This is a genomic window from Micromonospora sp. NPDC007208 (genome assembly GCF_042869175.1).
Taxonomy (GTDB): domain Bacteria; phylum Actinomycetota; class Actinomycetes; order Mycobacteriales; family Micromonosporaceae; genus Micromonospora; species Micromonospora foliorum.
In genome coordinates this window covers 61134-79613 of record NZ_JBIAFG010000025.1, presented here as the reverse complement: position 1 = coordinate 79613, position 18480 = coordinate 61134, and the positions used below count along the sequence as shown (strand labels likewise).

The 18480-nt window shown below is 69.6% G+C and carries 14 protein-coding genes; 6 read left to right on the top strand and 8 right to left on the bottom strand.

The genetic code is table 11. From position 1 onward, the window contains the following. Nucleotides 1-140: 140 nt before the first annotated feature. The 3 genes from ACFYL6_RS31850 to ACFYL6_RS31840 all read right to left on the bottom strand — a co-directional run bounded on the left by ACFYL6_RS31850 (nt 141) and on the right by ACFYL6_RS31840 (nt 3347). Nucleotides 141-1595 (bottom strand): alkaline phosphatase PhoX, encoded by a 1455-nt coding sequence (locus ACFYL6_RS31850; protein WP_387176932.1) that lies wholly within the window; start codon nt 1593-1595, stop codon nt 141-143. A 172-nt stretch (nt 1596-1767) separates the two neighbouring features. Next, a complete protein-coding gene (locus ACFYL6_RS31845) occupies nt 1768-2721 on the bottom strand; it encodes a hypothetical protein (RefSeq protein WP_387176931.1) in 954 nt (317 codons plus the stop codon). Between the two features lie 29 nt (nt 2722-2750). Next, nucleotides 2751-3347: a VanZ family protein gene (locus ACFYL6_RS31840; protein ID WP_387176930.1), complete on the bottom strand. Its 597-nt coding sequence runs from the start codon at nt 3345-3347 to the stop codon at nt 2751-2753. A gap of 358 nt (nt 3348-3705) precedes the next feature. On the opposite strand from ACFYL6_RS31840, the gene ACFYL6_RS31835 reads away from it, so the two are divergent. The 3 genes from ACFYL6_RS31835 to ACFYL6_RS31825 all read left to right on the top strand — a co-directional run bounded on the left by ACFYL6_RS31835 (nt 3706) and on the right by ACFYL6_RS31825 (nt 6853). Beyond that, nucleotides 3706-4653 (top strand): alpha/beta fold hydrolase, encoded by a 948-nt coding sequence (locus ACFYL6_RS31835; RefSeq protein ID WP_387176929.1) that lies wholly within the window; start codon nt 3706-3708, stop codon nt 4651-4653. Between the two features lie 353 nt (nt 4654-5006). Beyond that, nucleotides 5007-6221 (top strand): sensor histidine kinase, encoded by a 1215-nt coding sequence (locus tag ACFYL6_RS31830; protein ID WP_387176928.1) that lies wholly within the window; start codon nt 5007-5009, stop codon nt 6219-6221. Further along, a complete protein-coding gene (locus ACFYL6_RS31825; RefSeq protein WP_007459523.1) occupies nt 6209-6853 on the top strand; it encodes a response regulator transcription factor in 645 nt (214 codons plus the stop codon). Before ACFYL6_RS31830 ends, ACFYL6_RS31825 begins: the two co-directional genes overlap by 13 nt. A gap of 142 nt (nt 6854-6995) precedes the next feature. Here ACFYL6_RS31825 and ACFYL6_RS31820 read toward each other — a convergent pair whose 3' ends face one another. Then, nucleotides 6996-8471: an arabinofuranosidase catalytic domain-containing protein gene (locus tag ACFYL6_RS31820; protein ID WP_387176927.1), complete on the bottom strand. Its 1476-nt coding sequence runs from the start codon at nt 8469-8471 to the stop codon at nt 6996-6998. 199 nt (nt 8472-8670) lie between these two features. Between ACFYL6_RS31820 and ACFYL6_RS31815 the strand changes: the two genes are divergently transcribed. Continuing rightward, the gene (locus ACFYL6_RS31815; protein ID WP_355430210.1) at nt 8671-9684 is read left to right on the top strand and encodes a LacI family DNA-binding transcriptional regulator; all 1014 of its coding nucleotides are present in this window, start codon (nt 8671-8673) and stop codon (nt 9682-9684) included. Between the two features lie 10 nt (nt 9685-9694). Here ACFYL6_RS31815 and ACFYL6_RS31810 read toward each other — a convergent pair whose 3' ends face one another. The 4 genes from ACFYL6_RS31810 to ACFYL6_RS31795 are packed head-to-tail and all read right to left on the bottom strand — an operon-like array spanning nt 9695 to nt 14512. Then, nucleotides 9695-11407, bottom strand: a complete 1713-nt coding sequence (locus tag ACFYL6_RS31810; RefSeq protein ID WP_387176926.1) for an amylo-alpha-1,6-glucosidase — start codon at nt 11405-11407, stop codon at nt 9695-9697. Nucleotides 11408-11462: 55 nt separating this feature from the next. Next, nucleotides 11463-12287 carry a carbohydrate ABC transporter permease gene (locus ACFYL6_RS31805; RefSeq protein WP_387176925.1) on the bottom strand — a complete coding sequence of 275 codons (825 nt, stop codon included), beginning with the start codon at nt 12285-12287 and terminating at the stop codon, nt 11463-11465. Next, nucleotides 12284-13255 carry a carbohydrate ABC transporter permease gene (locus ACFYL6_RS31800; protein ID WP_387176924.1) on the bottom strand — a complete coding sequence of 324 codons (972 nt, stop codon included), beginning with the start codon at nt 13253-13255 and terminating at the stop codon, nt 12284-12286. Before ACFYL6_RS31800 ends, ACFYL6_RS31805 begins: the two co-directional genes overlap by 4 nt. Before the next feature lie 18 nt (nt 13256-13273). Further along, nucleotides 13274-14512, bottom strand: a complete 1239-nt coding sequence (locus ACFYL6_RS31795) for an extracellular solute-binding protein (RefSeq protein ID WP_387176923.1) — start codon at nt 14510-14512, stop codon at nt 13274-13276. A 299-nt stretch (nt 14513-14811) separates the two neighbouring features. Here ACFYL6_RS31795 and ACFYL6_RS31790 point away from each other — a divergent pair, with 299 nt between their 5' ends. Then, nucleotides 14812-16647 carry an RICIN domain-containing protein gene (locus tag ACFYL6_RS31790; RefSeq protein ID WP_387176922.1) on the top strand — a complete coding sequence of 612 codons (1836 nt, stop codon included), beginning with the start codon at nt 14812-14814 and terminating at the stop codon, nt 16645-16647. Between the two features lie 186 nt (nt 16648-16833). Then, nucleotides 16834-18402 (top strand): arabinofuranosidase catalytic domain-containing protein, encoded by a 1569-nt coding sequence (locus ACFYL6_RS31785; protein WP_387176921.1) that lies wholly within the window; start codon nt 16834-16836, stop codon nt 18400-18402. The last annotated feature ends 78 nt before the right edge of the window (nt 18403-18480 follow it).

The window sequence follows — 18480 nt, the reverse complement described above, 5'->3', positions numbered from 1 at the left end:
GGCCGGCCCGTCCCCCCCCCCCCGTTACGGGGCCCCCCCCCCCCCGGGGCCGGGGGGGGGGGGGGCCCCGGCGCGCCCGGGGCGGGGGGGGGGGGGGGGGGGGCCCGGGGGGGCCCCGGCCCCCCCACGGTCGGGCTCGGTCAGCCCAGGTACTTCTCCCACGGACCGGTGATGGCCAGGGTGAGGCCCGGGTCCTGCATGTTGACGAAGAGCACCTTGCCGTCCGCGCTGAACGTCGGCCCGCAGAACTCCGAGTCGTTGAGCTGGTTGCGGGCGATCGCGTACGTGGGCCCGCCCGGGATCGTGCTGAGCACGTGCGAGGCGCCCGCGCCGTCCTCGGCGAGCACGAGGCTTCCCCACGGGGTGACGGTCACGTTGTCCGGGCCGTCGAAGGTGAGGTCGGTGTACTTGACCGGCGAACCCTCCTCGGAGGCGGTCTGGTGCGGGAAGTACGTCACGAGCTGGATGGTCTGGTTCCTGTAGTTGTAGAACCAGACCATTCCGTCGTGCGGCGCGGCGTCCGCCGGGAGGTCACCCTCGTCCCAGGCGTAGGAGTTGACCACGTACACGCCCTCGTCGGTGGCCCACACGCCCTCGAACTTGCGTCCGCGGGTGACCTGGCCGTCGGCGAACTGCTCGCGCACCGACGTGGTGCGCGCGTCGCGGTCCGGCACCTCGATCCACCGGACCGGGAAGGGGCGGCCCAGCTGGGCGGAGGTCAGGTAGGCGACGTCCGGCAGCACCGAACCGTCATCCATGATGATCTGCATCGCGGCGAGGACACCGGCGTTCGGGGCGAGGCGGGTGAGCACGCCGGGGCCCAGCTTGACGCCGTGTGGCGCCGTCCAGCGGTAGAAGAGGCCGTTGGGCTCGTCGGCATCCTCGGAGAGGTAGATCCGGGTGCGGTCCTTGTCGACGGCCAGGGCCTCGTGGGAGTAGCGGCCGAGGCACTTGATCGGCTTCGGGTCGGCGCTGCCGTCGGCCCACACCTCGAAGACGTAGCCGTGGTCCTTCTGGTAGACCCCGGACCGGCTGCCCTCTTCCCACGTGTCGCCGGCCCGGTCCTCGGTCTCCTCGCAGGTGAGCCAGGTGCCCCAGGGGGTCGGCCCGCCGGCGCAGTTGGAGATGGTGCCGGAGAGCGCCACGAACTCACCCAGGTTGCGGCCGGCGAGGTCGGTCTTGATCACAGTGCAGCCGCCGGCGTCGACGGCGCCCGCGTCGTAGACCGTTCCCTTGACGTGCGGCACGCCGAACTCGGCGCCCGGGTCGATCTCGTGGTTCTGGATCAGCGTGTACCGGCCGCGGCCGGCGTCGTAGACGGCCATGCCGTCGTGGTCCGACGGGGTCGTGCCCTGGCCGCGGTCGAGCCGGGTGACGCCGGTCCGGGTGACCACGGTGTAGCTGAAGCCCTTGGGCAGCGCCAGGACTCCCTTGGGGTCGTCCACCAGCGGCGGGAAGGGCACGTTACCGGGCTTCACCGGCGGGTGCGGCCGGGCCGGGCTGGCCTGGGCCAGCGACGGCAGGCCGCCCGCGACGGCGAGGCCGACGCCGGCGGCGGCGCCGCTGGCGAGGAAGGTACGACGAGAGGAAGGCACGTGGATCAGCTCCTGGTCAGGACAAGTGCGACGACTGGCAGCCAACTCCTGCGGACGGACAGCGACACGTCACCCGAGGGATCGGGCGGTGACATCGACGTGAAGAATCAGGGTCGCGTACGCGTCGCCGGGTCGGCCGGCTTGTTCAAAGCAGGTGCAGCACCAACCGCGGTCAACTCTGTTGGTAGTTCACCGCGGCGAACCCGCACGGCTGGTGCAGGTGCAGGTAGTACGCGCCCTCACCGACCTCGTCCAGGTCCGCGCCGCCGATCAGACCCACGTAGTCCATCGGGTCGCCGCAGCCGGGGCACTCGGCGTGCTCGGCGTCCTGGATCCAGTCCGGCCGGCCACCCAGGGTGGAGCCGCCCCGATTCCAGGCGCTGGCCTGGTACGGGCTGGTCAGGGCCGGCCCGGGAACCGGGAGCAGTGTCGGCGGGTCCTCCGGCCCGGCATCGCCACCCAGGTAGCTCGGCCGGGTGTTGTCAGCCCACCAGGTGGTGGCGCCGGCCGGTGTGACCCGGCTGTACAACGTCGTGTAGCAGGCGCAGAAGTGGCAGGTCTCGATGACCAGGCGGCCGGACCAGCCGGTGTGGGCCAGCGCGGCGCCGATGGCGGGGTCTGTGGTGTCGAGGTCGGCGGCGACCCAGAGTGGTGACGCGCACCAGGGGCAGGCGGGTCGGTCCGTGGATGAGGGCGCGTCCCGCATGACCCACCGGTACGCGATGTCCGCGCACAGGTTCCGCCGGTTGCCGTCCGGGCCGATCGTCCAACCGCCCTCGACCGCGTAGCTCAGCACCCCCACGTGCAGGGCGTCCGCACCGGCCGGTGGGTGCGTCGACCAGCGACGCAGGGCGTTCTCGGCGAGCGGGTGAGCGCTGTGGGCCAGGATGAGGAGCAGGTCGTTGAGGCACTCCGGCGTCCGCCCGCCGTCGACCTGCTCGATGACCCGGCCGACCACGTCGGCGCCGGCCGCCCGGTACAACGTCGCCGGCCACAGCAGATCGAGGTCGAGCAGGGCCCCGTGGTACGGCGACAGCCTCTGGGGGTCGGCGGCGGCGATCTCGCTCAACTCCTCGATCGCGTCGTCGTCCTCGTCCGCCGCTCTCCTGATCAATTCCTCGATCACCAGCGGATGGTAGCTCCCCCCTCCGACGCTCAGCGTCCCGCTGCCGGGGCCGGCTGAGGCCGACGATCCGTGGACGTGTCAGGGATGGCGCGCCACCAGCGGCGGGACGCCAACGCTGCCAGCCCGGCGCCCGCGGCGTTGAGCAGGACGTCGTCCACCGACGACACGCGGTCCAGCCGCAGGACGTACTGGGCGGTCTCCACCAGGACCGAGCAGCCGGCCGCGAGGACCAGGATCCGCGGTACCGACGCCAGCGCCGGGAACCGCAGCGGGGCGAAGAACCCCAGGGCCGCGAAGACCAGCAGGTTGCCGACGACCTGGACCGTCGCCGTCAGCGGCCCACCGTCGGAGAAGATCGTGAGCAGGTCGCGCAGCGGCACCACTGTCACCCGACCGGACACGGCGCCGGCCTGCTCACCCGGCAACATGATCATCCATACCCACGGCACTGTGCCGTAGACGATGCCGACGTCGGCCAGCGACGTCCGCCACGCCGCCGTGGTGCCGGCGGCACGGCGGCGGCGTGTCAGGGCCCACACCGCCAGCGCGGCCAACGGTAGGACGACCACCGTGATGAGGACGACGCCGTTGAACGTACCGAACCAGCCGTGCCAACCCTTGACCATGCGACCCCCGCTGTTCGCCCAGCCCCGAAACCTACCCGGCCCGGGCGGCGGGCGATCGCCCGTTCGTGGCACCGCACCCACACGCTCGCGGAGTGGCCACCGGAGCGGGCGCTCGGGGCGATCGTGCTGATTGCCGTCCCGTTCATCGGTGCTGGTGGCTGGGTCGGTGACCGTCGGTCATCTTGGCCAGGACGGATCCTGCTGATCGGCCCACCGGCGGGCGCTGGTGCGCCCGACCCGGACCGGGCACCTGCCTGACGGGTTCTGATGTGCCCCTGGCGAGGGTAGGGGTAACTCCCAACCCGACTGGGAGGTAGCAGGATCGAGCAAGATCCACAAACCGTGGAAGCTCATTTCCATGACCACGCAGAAGATCTCCCGGTTCCATCGGGCCGCCCTGGCCCTCGTCCTTCCCGTCGCCGTGATAGCGGCAGTCGCCGGGTGTGATGACTCGGCGGCGCCGAAGGCCGCGCCCACGGCCAGTTCGGTAGCCCCGGTTCCCTCGACCTCGACAAGCGCGGCCGGCCCGGCAGGTGCGGCCCCCGCAGCGGGCTTGCACATGATCGCCAACAACGGGCATCAGCTTGCCTTCCACGTCACGCCCGGAAGTTCTCCCACCATCGTGCTGGACGCCGGCGGTGGCGAGGACTCCTCGTACTGGGATGCCCTGGTGCCGCAGCTGTCGCAGGTCACCGGATCGCAGATCATCACCTACGACCGGGCCGGTCTGGGCGCCAGCGAGGAGGTGAAGGGCCCATGGGACCCCAAGGCCGCCGCCTCCGACCTGCAGGCTGGTCTGCGTGAACTCGGCGTCACCCAGAACGTGGTCCTCGCGGGCCACTCGCAGGCAGGAGAGGTGGCCCACTACTTCGTCCTCGCGAACCCCGGCGTTGTCTCCGGGGCGGTGCTCATCGATGCCAACGTGCCGCAATTCTTCACCGACGCCCAGACCCAACGCCTCGTCGCGCTGACCGCGCCGCAGATCGAAGAGCTCAAGAAGGCGCCGTCGACGAAGGCGAACCGCCAGCTCATCGCTACGGCCGACAACTTCGGTCCCACACACCAGGCGTACCACAAGGTCTCCTGGCCCGACCGCGTTCCCGTCATCTACATCGTGTCGGACAAGACGCCCTTCGATGGATCTCCGCAGGACGCTCAGGCCTGGCGCGACGCGGCAGCGGCGTTCACCAAGGCGGGGCCCGACCGCACACTCGTCATCGCCGAGGGAAGCTCGCACGACGTTCCCCAGGACAAGCCCGCCCTGGTGCTCAAGGAAATCGAACAGATGACCGCCACGGTCAAGTAAAGGCCATCGGGCCGACGGCTGACAGGACCGGCGAGCCTGGTTTACCGGCGCTGCCCGTAGGCGAGCGCGATAAGCCACACGGTCCGGATCCCGGTGACGGCGAGGTGGTGGTCGAGATTCGGGGAGCGGACCGGAGCTGCCTACGCGCGGATCGCCGGCCACCATGAATCACCAGTCCGGCGGTTCGGCACGATGCGCAATGATGGAGTGAGATGACCGATAACAGCGGAACCGCCCGGTCCGGCGGCTCCTCGCCCTCGCGGGAGGGCTCCGGGCCGGGTCGCGTCGCTCGCAGCGGTCCGATTCCGCGCTCCGCGCTGGCCCAGCGGATGAGCCTGCTGGGCTGGTCGCTGGTGCTGGTGCCGGGCGCGGTCCTAGGTGCCGTGCTGGCCACACTCTGGATCACCTCGATATCGATCGCCGCGCTTGGCGCCGGAATCCCACTGACCCTGCTCGCGACCGTACTGGTGCGCTGGTTTGCCGACCTGCATCGCCAGTGGGCCGCCGACCGGCTCGGCGAACCGGTGCCCGCCCGGCCCTATCAGCCGACGCCGGACGCCGGGTGGCCGGTGCGGCTCTGGACGATCCTGCGCGACCCGGCGACGTGGCGGGACTGGATCTGGTTGGTGGTCAACTCGATCACCATTTGGTTGAGTTGCGGACTCTCGCTGCTGTTCTTCGTCTTCGGAGTCGTATACCTGATCTATCCGCTCATCTATCAGCTGACGCCTTCTCAGGTATTCCGCACTCCGCTGGGGGAGGGCTTCCGGCTGCACAGCGTCGCGCAGTCGTTCGGGCTGGTACCGCTCGGTCCGGTTCTCCTTCTGCTCTGGTACGTCACTGCGGTACGCCTCGCGAACCTCAACGCTCGGGTGATCCGCGCTCTGCTCGGCCCCACCGAACAGGCGCGCCTGCGGGCCCGCGTCCAACAGTTGGCAACCTCGCGAGCTGAGACCGTCGACACCCAGGCCGGTGAACTGCGCCGCATCGAACGCGACCTGCACGACGGCGCGCAGGCCCGGCTGGTGTCGCTGGGTATGAGCCTGGGCTTGGCCGAACAGTTACTGCCCAACGATCCGCAGGCCGTCCAGCGGTTGCTGGCCGAGGCCCGCGAGTCGACCTCCAGCGCCCTCACCGAGCTGCGCGACCTGGTACGAGGCATCCATCCGCCGGTACTGGCCGACCGTGGCCTGGACGGCGCACTCAAGGCCCTGGCCCTGGTCAATCCGATCCCGACAACTGTGGTGACCCGCCTACCCGGACGGCTGCCGGCCCCGATCGAGTCCGCGGCCTACTTCGCCGTCGCCGAGGCCTTGTCGAACGCCGTCAAGCACGCCCAGGCCCAGCAGATCCGGATCACCGTGGAGTTCGCACCCCACCGGGGCGGCGCTGCCGGGGAACTGACGATGCTGGTGTCCGACGACGGCCGTGGGGGTGCTTCGATCGATTCCGGCACGGGCCTGCGTGGCATCGTCCGTCGCCTCGCGGCCTTCGACGGCACGCTGACCGTTGACAGCCCGCCGGGCGGACCTACCGAGGTGAGGATGTCGCTGCCGTGCGTATCGTGATAGCCGAGGACCTCGCCCTGCTCCGTGAGGGCCTGATCAGGATCCTGCGGGCCAATTCGTTCGAGGTCGTGGAAGCCGTTGACAACGGCCCCGCGCTGATCCGGTCGCTGACGACGCACCGCCCCGACGTCGCCATCGTCGACGTGCGGTTGCCGCCGACCTTCACCGACGAGGGGCTGCGTTCCGCGATCGAGGCCCGCCGCCAGATTCCAGGGCTGCCCATCATGGTGCTGTCGCAGTATGTCGAGCAGATCTACGCCAGGGAGCTGATGTCGGATCGCGCGGGCGCGGTGGGCTACCTGTTGAAGGACCGGGTTACGGACGTCGACCAATTCGTCGCCAGTGTCCGGCAGGTCGCTACCGGCAGCACCGTCATGGACCCCGACGTGGTGAGTGCGCTACTCACCCACCGCTCCACCGACCCCAAGCTCCTGGAGCTGAGCCCACGCGAGCATGAGGTCCTCACCCTGATGGCCGAGGGCCGCTCGAACGCTGCGATCGCCGCCCGGATGTTCGTCACGGAGAAGACCGTCAGCAAACACAGCAACAGCATCTTCACCAAGCTCGGTCTCAAGCCCTCCGAGGACGACAACCGCCGCATCCTGGCGGTCCTCGCCTACCTGGAAGGCTGAGTCCTTGGCCTCTGCCCCACCATGTGTGCGACCGAGGAACTGCCGAGCGACAAGGGCCGGTGGCGCGACGACGAAGAACTCACGATCGCGCCGCCCCCGACGGCGCTGCGGGGGCGGCACGACCGACCGATCGTGCGGTGGGTCAGCTGCGGGTGGACCACCGCTGGTTGGTACCGCCGTTGCAGGCCCAGAGGATGAGCTTGGTGCCGTTGGCGGTGGCGGCCGCGTTGGCGTCGAGGCAGAGCCCGGACTGGACGCCGGTGATGGTGCCGTTCGAGTTGAGGTTCCACTGTTGGTTGGTGCCGCCGTGGCAGTCCCAGATGATGGCCTGGGTGCCGTTGGCGGTGCCCTGACCGTTGGCGTCGAGGCACTTGTTGCCGTACACCTGGAGTTGTTTGCCGGCCGTGTAGGTCCAGCGCTGCGCGGTGTTGCCGACGCAGTCCCAGAGTTGGACCTGGGTGCCGTTGGTGGTGCTGCCGTTCGGTACGTCGACGCAGCGGCCGGACTGGGCGCCGACGACCTGGACGTTCTGTTGCGGGTTGCCGCCGCCGGCCGGCGCGTAGGCGGCGGCGTTGATGTTGGCCTGGACGGCGTTCTCGGTGGCCGCCGTCGGGTAGCCGGAGGTCAACACGCCCTCGAAGAAGGTGCCGCGACCGGTGATGCTGTTGTCGCCCCCGATGCCGAGCAGGATCGCGCCCTCCTTCTTCATCGGGTGGTACCCGTTGGGGCGCGGCCCGTCGAAGTAGGTCGTCAGGCTGCCCGACTGGGCGTTGCCGGCCCGGATCGCCCAGTGGTTCGGCTCGCCCTTGACCATGGCGGTGACGAAGCGGTGGTTGATCGACGCGATGTTGTTGTAGCCCGCGTTGACTCCGGAGAAGAGCCCCCACTCCAGGTCGGCCATGATCCAGGGGCCGGCCCCCGCCCCGTAGCCCCACTGCTTGTTGGCGCCGAAGTAGACGGTCTCCATGATGGCGCGTTCGTCGGCGAGGTTGTTGGTCTGCGCGTTGCCGTAGTCGAAGCAGCACCACTGGTTGTAGTGCGTGCCGTCGACCACCGCGTAGATGCCCTCGGGCTGGTCGCCGGTCGCGACGCCGTTGGTGTTGTTGTTGCGGTACCCGGTGCCGGGGGCGATGTAGACGCCGTACGCCTTCTGGCCGCCGACGGTGACCGGCGCCGCCTTCGCGTCGGCGAGGTTGTCGAATCCGCCGGGAGCGGGGCCGACGAAGTAGCCGGGGGGCGCCTGGGTGAGGCGGTTGTTGCGACCGGACTGGTCGTAGATGATCGTGATGACGCAGTTGGTGTTGGCGCAGAACGTGTCCTGGGTGGCCGCGTTCGCGTAGCCGCCCTCGCTGAGCACACCGACGTCGCGGGTGGTGTTGTCCGACGATCGTCGGACCTGGTAGAGCGGGCCGTTGTACGCGCCGTAGAGCGCGCGGGTGGTGCTGTGTGCGGCGACGCACGGCGTGCCGCCGGAGGCGTAGAGGTCACACGGGCCGGTGCCGGCGGCGTGGGCGATGCCCGGCGCGTCCGAGACCACGTAGACGCCAGCGCCGACGACGAGGGCCAACAGGGTCCCGGTGGCGGCCAGCAGGCGACCCAGCTTTCTCCTCACATTCATCGGATCCTTTCCGCAGGGTGGTGGGGGTGGGGTGTGAATTTGACGTCACACGTCATACCTGTGACATTAATGGCTGTCCATCTAATGGCGCTAGTTGGCAAGCGCTGCTCATCGATCGACGAGCCCGGGGACGGATATGCTGGTCAGCGGAGCAAGGTGCGTCCCCGTGTCGGGGCAAAAGTCGATTCGAGGGCGATTGATGAACATCGGGGAGATCGCTCGCCGGGCGGGGGTGTCCCGCAGCACCGTCTCCTACGTGCTCAGCGGGAAACGCAGCGTCTCCGAGGCGACCCGGCAACGGATCCAGTCGGTCATCGACGAGTTGGACTACCGGCCGAACGCCAGCGCCCGTGCGCTGAAGGAGGGGCGCACCCGCACCCTCGGGCTGGTCATCCCGCCGGCGAGCCAGCGGCTGACCGACATGCAACTGGGCTTCGTCGCCAGCGTCGTCGAGGCGGCCGCGCGCCATGACCTCGACGTGCTGCTGTCCCCCTCCGGTGGCGACCATGACCGCTCGTTCGAGCGGATCGTCACCGGGCGTCGGGTGGACGGCGTGGTCCTCATGGAGATCCGGTTGGCCGACGACCGGGTGACCCGGCTGACCAAGGCCGGGCTGCCGTTCGTCACCATCGGCCGGACCGCCGAGCCGCACGGAATGAGCTGGATCGACATCGACTACGCCGGGCTGATCGCCCGGTGCGTGCAGCACCTGGCCGATCTGGGGCACCGGCACGTGGCGCTCGTGAACCGGTCCGCCGAGTTGGTGGCCGCCGGGTACGGCCCCAGCCATCGCGCGCTGACCGGGTTTCGGGCGGCGGCGGCGGAGCGGGGGTTGACCGGCGTGGAGGTCTGCAGCGGCGACGACACCGCCTCCGGCGAGGCGTGTATGGAGCAGCTGCTCGCGACACACCCGGAGGTCACCGCGGTGGCCACCATCAACGAGGCCGCACTGCCCGGGATGCAGCGCGCGTTGACCGGCGCCGGGCTGTCGGTGCCACGCGACTTCTCCGTCACCGGAGTCGCCGCCCAGCACTGGGCGGAGGATTTCCGCCCGCCGCTGACCGCCGCCGACGTGCCGATGGTCGAGATGGGCGCCGAGGCGGTGTCGCTGCTGTTGGAGATCATCGCGGCTCCCGGCGCCGTGCCACGTCACCGCCTGTACAGCCCGCCCATCTCGTTGCGTTCCAGCACCGGCCCGGTGCGAGCCCGCTGATCCGAGCCGGCTATGCGCCCCTGACCCGCCGTTCCTCCGCAGCGGCGGCGAGGATGAGATAGCTGCTGGCGGTCCAGGTGTACGCGCGGTCCCGCAGCCCGGCGCCGGTCTCGGCGTCGAAGTTCTCCGCGAAGCCGGACTTCTCGCACAGCGCGAGGAACCGCCGGCTGATGTCGTCGGCGATCCGGGTCTGCCCGGCCCGGCGCAGGCCGTCCTCGACCAGGACTGTGGAGGGCGCCCAGATCGGGCCACGCCAGTAGCCGTCGGCGAGGTAGTGGGCCGAGTCCGTTGGCTCGGTGGCCAGCCCGTGCGTGGTCAGGTGGGTTTCCACGCCTCGCGCCAGCGCGGCGGCGACCGGGGCCGGCAGGTCGGCCCCGAGTGCGACGGGCATCAGGTCGAGCAGGCTGCGGCTCCGTCGCCGGTGCCCGGTGTGCGGGTCACGGGCGCAGAAGCGTTCGCCGTCCCACAGGTCGCGCAGCATGGCCTCGTGGATCCGGTCGGCCTCCCGGGACCAGCGGGCGGCGGGCTCACCCAGCTCGGTGGCGAGGTCGGCGAGGCAGCGAAGTTGCGAGACCAGGAACGCGGCGAGGTCGGCCGTCTCGACGACCCGGTTGTCGTCGAAGGTGGTGGCGTTGTCCCATCCGCTGTCGTTGCCGTGCTGGTAGTGCGGCAGGTCGTGGCCGGGGGCGCGCCGCGCGTCGAGCCAGAACTCGGACCAGCGGGCAAGCCGGTCGTACGTCTGCGCCAGCGCCGCCCGGTCCGGCGGCTGGGGGAGGCGTCGGCGCAGGTGACGGAGGGCCCAGCCGTGGATGGGGGGCTTGACGTAGTTGTGCAGGACCTCGGAGTGGGTGACCGAGTCGGGCAGGGCACCGGCCTCGTCCTGGTGGTCGAAGGGCAGCTGGAACTGGTGCCAGGCCAGCTCCGGGTCGCCGGCCGCCAGGGCGATCGCGTTGAAGCAGTGGTCCCAGCTCCACACCTTGTCCATCCAGTGCTTGGACATCAGGACGGCCGGCCGGGTGACGAAGCCCGCCGGGGAGACCGTGGCCGACCACAGGACGTACGCGGCCAGCTCGGCGGCCGGCGTCTCCGGACCACGCCAGGGCGCGATCGCGTCGACGAACGCGGTGAACTCCGCGAGCCGGTCGCGGCACAACTGCTCGAAGGTGGCCGATCGGGCGTACGGGCGGCGCGCCGTGGCGTACTCCTCGATGGCGATCTCCCAGGGCTGGTCGCCGGGAAGGTCGAGGGACCGGTCGGCGGTGCCGAGCGCCTGCGCGCCGTCGATCCGCGACAGGGCGCCGGTGAGCACGGTGATCCGGTAGCGGCGACCGGTCTCGTACGAGGTGAACACGTGTGACCCGTCGACCGGGTCGGCGTACAGGTAGGTGCCGCTGAACGGGGTGAGGGTGTGCGCGGCGGCGGCCACCCGCAGGCCGAGCCGGTGGCCCCGGATCCGCAGGGTGTCCGGTCCGTCGTAGACGGCCTCGATCCGGTCGGCCCCGTTGTGCCAGGTCAACAGCGCGGGTGTGGCGACGACTGTGGCGCCGGCGACCGTGGGGGCGAGACGCAGTACGGGGTGCAGCCCGGTCTGGTGGGAGACCAGGTGCAGGTCGTCGGCGTACGTCTTCTCGGCTACCACCGGGGAGATGTTGAACCAGGATCCGCGGTAGCTGAACGGGATGTCCTGGATGGGGAACTCCGGACCGGACGGGGCGACGGTCATGGGTGGCGGGTGCCTTTCTGTGGTGCGGGTGGTCTGTCCTCGACCGCCGCGGTGGTCAGTCCTTGACGGCGCCGGCGGTCACACCCATCGAGACGTACCGCTGGGCCAGGATCAGCAGCACGGCGGCGGGGATCGAGGCGACGACGGCGGTGGCCATGATGGCGTTCCACTGCTGGTTGTTGTTGCCGATGTAGTGGTAGATGCCGAGGGTGATCGGCTGGTGGTCGCCGCCGCCGGCGAGGGTCGAGGCGAAGATGAAGTCCGACCAGGACCACAGGAACGCGAAGAGCGACACCGTGACGATCGAGTTGCGGCTGACCGGCAGAACGACCGACCAGAAGGTCCGCAGTCGACCCGCGCCGTCGACCACGGCGGCCTGGAGTAGTTCGTCGGGGATGCCGGACATGAAGGCCGTGAAGATCAGGACAGCGAACGGCACCGCGAGCGTGGTGTCGGCCAGGATCAGGCCGGGCAACGTGTTGAGGACGCCGAGGGTGAGATAGATGGCGTAGAAGCCCATCGCCATGATGATTCCCGGGATCATCTGCGCGATCAGCAGCAGGAAACTCAGCGCCGGCCCGCCGGGTGGCCGGAGCTTCGCCAGCGCGTAGCCGGCGGGGGCGGCCAGCGCCACGGTCAGCGCCACCGTGCCGAGGCCGACCACGAAGCTGGTGCCGAGGTAGGGCAGTTGCTGGTCGAGCACCGCCCGGTAGCCGTCCAGGGTGCCGTTGGTGGGGAACAGGTGCGGGGGACTGGCCCGCATGTCCTGGTCCCGGGTGAAGGACACGTTGATCATCCAGTAGACGGGGAAGAGCATCAACCCGGTCAGCACCAGGCCGACGCCGGTCTTCCACCAGGCCCGCGGCGTCGAGGTGGTCATCGCAGCTGCTGCCTCCGCTCGATCCGGATGTAGACGAGGCCGGCGATCAGGGCCAGCACGATGAGCAGGTTCCCGATGGCCGCGCCCGGGCCGAACTCGGGCAGCAGATTGCCGAAGCCGAGCCGGTACGACCAGGTGGCGAGCGTGGCGGAGGAGCCGGTCGGGCCACCCCTGGTCATGATCCAGATGAGGTCGAAGACCTTCAGCGTGTAGACCAACCCCAGCAGCAGCGTGATCGCGGAGACCGGACGCAGCAACGGGAAGGTGATCCCCCAGAACCGTTGCCACCCCGTCGCGCCGTCGAGCGCGGACGCCTCGTACATCTCCGTCGGGATCGCCTGCAGGCCGCTGTACAGCACCACCAGGTTGAACGGGATGCCGATCCAGACGTTCGCGATGATCACCGAGGTGAGTGACCAGCCCGGCGAGGTGAGCCAGTTGACCGGGTCGACCCCGACGACGCCGAGCGCCGCGTTGACCAGCCCCGAATCGCTGTTGAGCAGCCACGACCAGGTCGATGCCGAGACGATCAGGGGCAGCAGCCACGGTACGAGGATCAGCGCCCGCAACGTGCGCGACAGCGGGAAGTGCTTGTAGAAGAAGAGGGCCAGGGCCATGCCGATGGTGAACTGGAAGGCGAGCGAGGCCACGGTGAAGACCACTGTGTGCGTCAGTGTCGGCCCGAAGGCCGGGTCGGTCAGCACGGTCCGATAGTTGTCGAGCCCGGCGAAGGGCGCCCCGCCCTGCACGAACGAGCGGACGGTGTACTCCCGCAGGCTCAACTCGACGTTGCGGTAGAGCGGGTAGGCGTAGAAAGCCGCCAGGTAGATGGTCACGGGTGCCAGGAAGCCCCACGCCCACCAGCGGCTGGGCCGGCGGGCACGGGACGGGGGAGGCCCGGGTGGGGCGGCGCTCGCCGCCCCACCCTGGTCGCGTACGGCGGTGGAGGTCTCTGTCGTGGAGGGCATGGTGTCGGTTCGGATCGCTTACCTGGTCGTGGCGGCGGTCTGCGCGGCGGTCAGTGCCTCCTGGGGCGACTTCCCGCCGCTGAGGGCCGACTGCACCGCGGTCCACAGCGCCTCGGAGATCTTCGGGTACTTCGTGCCGAGGTTGTCACCGGTGCGGCCCTTGGCTGCCCGGACCGCCTCCACCCAGACCTTGAGCTTGGGGTCCGCGCTCGCCTGTCGTTCCTGTACGGCGGCGACGGGTGCGACGTAGGAGAGCGTGGTGTCCGTGGTGAGGAGGTTGTCGGCGTTGGTCAGACAGGCGACGAGCTTCTGCGACGTCTCGTACCGGCCGGTGTTCTTCTGCACCGGGATGGAGACGAACTCACCACCGGTGGGCGCCGGGGCCGGCCCGCCCGCGCTGGCCGGGATCGGGATCGTGCCGTACGAGAAGCCGAGCTTCTCGGCGTTGGCCAGCTGCCAGGTGCCGTTCTCGGCGAACGCGAAGTCGCCGGTGGCGAACTCCTGCCAGCTCGTGGTCTGGGTGTTGTTGATGACGGAGTTGGGGGCGTGGCCCTGCTTGAGCCAGTCGGTCCAGAGCGTCAGCGCGGTCACCGCCTGCGGCGAGTCCAGACTGGTCAGTTGGGCGCCCGACCCCCAGAACCAGGGCAGGAACTGGAAACTGCCCTCCTCGGTGCCGATCGCGGAGAAGGTGATGCCCTTCTTCCCCTTGGCCTTGACCTTGGTCAGTGCCGCGGTCAGTGACGTCCAGTCCGTGACGGCGGCGGGGTCGACGCCGGCGGCGGTGAGCAGGTCCTTGTTGTAGTAGAGGGCGAGGGTGTTCGCCCCGATCGGCACCCCGTAGGTCTTGCCGTCGCTCTGGCCGGCGCCGAGCAGGTTCTTCTCCATGGCCGAGACGTCCAGCTTGTTGTCGTCGGTGGTGGTGAGCGCACCCGCCTCGGCCAGAGTCGAGATGACCGGGTTGTCCACGATCAGTACGTCCGGTGAGTTTCCCTGCTGGGCGGCGAGCAGAGCCTTGTTGGTCAGGTCGGTGGTGTCGTAGCCGGTTCGCTCGACCGTCACCCCCGCGGAGGTGCCGCACTTCTTGAGCAGCGCGACCCACTCGGAGTCGTCGGCGAACTGCGGATACGGGTCCCAGACGAGGTAGGCGCCACCGTCGGTGGGGCCGTCGGCGGACGACGAGCACGCGCTGGCCGTCACTGCGGCGAGTGCTATCACGGCGACGGCGGCCAGGCGCCGCCGACGACTGAGTCCGGTCATGTGGTGCCTCACTTCAAATCGATCGTCAGGTGGGGTGTGTGAGGTGATCGTCGCGGGTTGGACCAGTCCAACCATGAGGCGAATCGATTCGACGAATCGGTTCGCCCGAAGATAGGTCTGGCCATGCCCGAAGGTCAATAGCCAGTTGCCGGCGCTGGGAGGAGCGCTGGGCAACACGGACGTCACCGCGCCGTTACTTCATTGACATGGTTCAGTTCCCGGTCCTACGATCCGTGCGAATCGATTCGCAAGCGCTGCCCTCCGGAGAGCGTCCCCCGCGCCCCACCAAGGAGCCGCCCGTGAAAACCCCGTCCCGCAGCAGGTCCGGACGAGCCCGCGTGTTCGTGGCCCGCCTCGTCGTCGGCCTGCTCGCCGCCGCTGCCGCCGTCACCGTCGTCTCGTCCCCCGCACAGGCCGCCGACGAGTCGATAAGCGTCAACTTCGCCACCACCAGCGGTGCGCCGACCTACCGCGCCTCCGGCTGGATCTACGGCATGACCGAGAACGCCAGCGGTCCGGCCGACCACTTCTACCGGGACGTCAAGTTCCAGTACATGCGCGCCGGCGGCGCGCAGCTCCCGGGCAGTGGCTGGGTCGGCGGCACCTACGACCGTCGCTGGAACTCCACACTCGCCCAGGCGCGTCGGACCACCGCCCTCGGCGGGAAGTTCATCATCCTGCCGCACGACCTCTGGGGTGCCGACGGCGCCGGAATCTCCCGCTTCCCCGGTGACAACGGCAACTGGACCGACTACGACAACTTCCTGACCCGCCTGATCAGCGACGTCCGGGCGTCCGGGCTGTCGGTGCAGTGGGACATCTGGAACGAACCCAACATCACCATCTTCTGGAACCGGCCGATCTCCCAGTACCTCGAACTGTGGCGGCGGACCTACCAGCGCATCCGGGCGGAGTTCCCCAGCCAGCTCATCGTCGGGCCGAGTTGCGCCTGCGTACCGTCGACCAACCACGCCTTCTGGAACCAGTACCTGGACTTCGTCCGCTCGACCAACACGGTGCCGGACATCATCAGTTGGCACTCGCTGCCCGGTGACCCGGTCGCGAACGTCGCCGCCGCCAACGCCACCCTCGACCCGCGCGGCATCGCCCACCCGCGTCCGTACCAGATCAACGAGTACGGCGCGCCCGACGAGCAGAACCCGGCCGACGGCGCCTGGTACATCGCGCGCCTGGAGCGGGCCCGGGCCGACGGCCTGCGGGCGAACTGGGCCAGCGGCGGCAGCCTGCACAACGACCTCGGCAACCTGTTGAGCCGTAACTCGGCCGGTCAGCACCAGCCCAAGGGGGAGTGGTGGAACTACCGCTACTACGCCTCCCAGGTCGGGGAGATCGTCGCGGTGACCCCCAGCCAGTCGTACGACGCGTACGCCACGAAGACGGCCGGGGTGGCGAAGGTGCTCGTCGGCGGTGGTCGTACCACCGGGAACCTGACCGTCAACCTGCAACGCCTGGACACCACCAGCGGCATCGTGCAGAACAACCAGGTCCGGGTGCTCACCCAACGCATCCCGCACAACGGTGGCGGCGCCGTGGCGGGGCCGGTCACCGTCTCGAACAGCCTGGTCGGCGTGTCCAACAACAACGCCACGGTGACCCTGCCGTACACCAACCAGACCGACACCTACACCGTCACGCTGCTGCCCCCCTCGGACGGCGGCTTCCAGTCGGTGGCGGTGGCCCAGCACTCCCAGCAGTGCCTGAACAACGCCGGCCTGAGCACCGCCGACGGCAACGTCCAACAGCAGAACTACTGCGACGGCGGTGACCAGCAGCTCTGGAACTTCCGCCCGGTCGCCGGCGTGGCCGACACCTACACGGTGGTCAACCAGCAGAGCGGCAAGTGCCTCGACGTCAGCGGTGTGTCCACCGCCGACGGCGCGGCCGTGCACCAGTGGACCTGCCTGAACAGCCAGAACCAGCAGTTCACGCTGCGCAAGGTGACCTACTCCGGCAACGACTCGCACGACTACCAACTCGTCGCCCGGCACAGTGGCAAGTGTGTCGATGTCAACGCCGTCTCCACGGCGGCCGGCGCGCTGGTCCACCAGTGGACCTGCAAGGCGGTCAACCAGGGCAGCCCGTTGAACCAGACGTGGCGGATCCTGGGGCGGTAGGCGTCCCGGGGGAGGTGGTGCGCTGGTCGTCCGCCCAACGGTCAGCGCGTCACCTCCCTGTTGCATTCATTGACATAAATAAAACAAAGGTCATACCATTCGCTGCGAATCGATTCGCCATCGCCACCGCCCTCCGTGGCGCGTCGACACCCCCACCGCGCCTCCACGACTCCGAGGAGCCACCTCGTGCGAACCCCGTCCCCCGTCGGGCCAGGAAAGGCCCGTGATCCCATCCCGAGACGTCAGCGCGCCGGACGTCTGACCGCCCTGGCGGCTGCGCTGGTCGGCGTTCTCGTCGGCATCGGCGCCGCCCCCGGTGCCTCGGCGCCGATCGCCGAGGCCGCCGCCGTGGCGGCCGCCATCGCACCTGGGCAGAGCACCCCGATCATCGGTACGCCGTCCGGCCGCTGCCTCGAGGTGCCCAACTCCAGCACCACCAACGGCACCCAGACGCAACTCTGGGACTGCAACGGCACTGCCGGCCAGACCTGGACGTGGACGTCGACAAAGCAACTCCAGGTGTACGGCAACAAGTGCCTGGACGCCTCCGGCCGAGGTACCACCAACGGCACCCAGGCGATCATCTGGGACTGCAACGGCCAGAACAACCAGCAGTGGAACGTCAACAGCAACGGCACCATCACCGGCGTGCAGTCCGGGCTCTGCCTGGACGCCAACGCCGCCGCCACCGCGAACGGCACCAAGGTCATCCTCTGGGCCTGCAACGGCGGCGCCAACCAGCAGTGGGCCTCGCCGACCACCACCCCGCCGCCGACCAACCCGCCGACCGGGGCACGCCCGTGCGACATCTACGCCTCCGGCGGCACGCCGTGCATCGCGGCGCACAGCACCACGCGGGCGCTCTACGAGGCGTACGCCGGCAACCTCTACCAGGTCCGACGCTCGTCGGACAACACGACCCGCAACATCGGGCTGACGGGTACCGGCGGCACGGCCAACGCGGCGACGCAGGACTCGTTCTGCACCGGTACGACCTGCGTGATCACGGTCGTCTTCGACCAGTCCGGGCGCGGAAACGACCTCTGGTACCAGGGGTCGAGCGTCGTTCCGGGCTCACCGCAGAGCAAGCCGGCGATCGCGACCTCGGAGTCGCTGACCGTGGGCGGCGCGAAGGCGTACTCGCTCTACATCAATCCCGGCAACAGCTACTGGCGCGACGGGCACCTCACCGGCGTACCGACCGGCGCGGCGCCCGAGGGCATGTACATGGTGACCAGCGGGACCCACGTCAACAGCGGCTGCTGCTTCGACTACGGCAACAGCGAGACGACCCGGAAGGCCGACGCCGCCGGGGCGATGGACGCCATCAACTTCGGCAAGCAGTGCTGGTTCGGCGGCTGCTCCGGCAGCGGCCCCTGGGTGCAGGCGGACCTCGAATGGGGTCTGTTCCCGGGTGGGAGCAGCTCCTGGAACCCCAACCAGCGCGCGTTCACCAGCAAGTTCGTGACCGCGACGCTCAAGAACAACGGCACGTCCCGCTTCGCCATCAAGGGCAGCGACGCGCAGGCCGGCAACCTCTACACGCTCTGGGACGGCTCGCTCCCGCCCGGATACAGCCCGATGAAGAAGCAGGGCGCGATCATCCTGGGCAGTGGCGGTGACTGCTGCAAGCCCGACGGCGGCGCGAACCTGAGCGCCGGCACCTTCTACGAGGGGGCGATGGTCGCCGGCTATCCGTCCGACGCGACCGAGAACGCCGTGCAGGCCAGCGTGGTGACCGCCGGTTACCGCTGATCCCGGCGACGCCCGAACGAGTCGCGCGCCGGTCACCACATGGTGGTGACCGGCGCACGCTCGGGTCGACGTCGACCA

What these genes read in the sequence shown, in the direction of transcription:
- ACFYL6_RS31795 (WP_387176923.1), bottom strand. Translation starts at nt 14,512, where the DNA reads ATGACCGGACTCAGTCGTCGGCGGCGCCTGGCCGCCGTCGCCGTGATA.
- ACFYL6_RS31835 (WP_387176929.1), top strand. Translation starts at nt 3,706, where the DNA reads ATGACCACGCAGAAGATCTCCCGGTTCCATCGGGCCGCCCTGGCCCTC.
- ACFYL6_RS31810 (WP_387176926.1), bottom strand. Translation starts at nt 11,407, where the DNA reads ATGACCGTCGCCCCGTCCGGTCCGGAGTTCCCCATCCAGGACATCCCG.
- ACFYL6_RS31840 (WP_387176930.1), bottom strand. Translation starts at nt 3,347, where the DNA reads ATGGTCAAGGGTTGGCACGGCTGGTTCGGTACGTTCAACGGCGTCGTC.
- ACFYL6_RS31800 (WP_387176924.1), bottom strand. Translation starts at nt 13,255, where the DNA reads ATGCCCTCCACGACAGAGACCTCCACCGCCGTACGCGACCAGGGTGGG.
- ACFYL6_RS31805 (WP_387176925.1), bottom strand. Translation starts at nt 12,287, where the DNA reads ATGACCACCTCGACGCCGCGGGCCTGGTGGAAGACCGGCGTCGGCCTG.
- ACFYL6_RS31815 (WP_355430210.1), top strand. Translation starts at nt 8,671, where the DNA reads ATGAACATCGGGGAGATCGCTCGCCGGGCGGGGGTGTCCCGCAGCACC.
- ACFYL6_RS31820 (WP_387176927.1), bottom strand. Translation starts at nt 8,471, where the DNA reads ATGAATGTGAGGAGAAAGCTGGGTCGCCTGCTGGCCGCCACCGGGACC.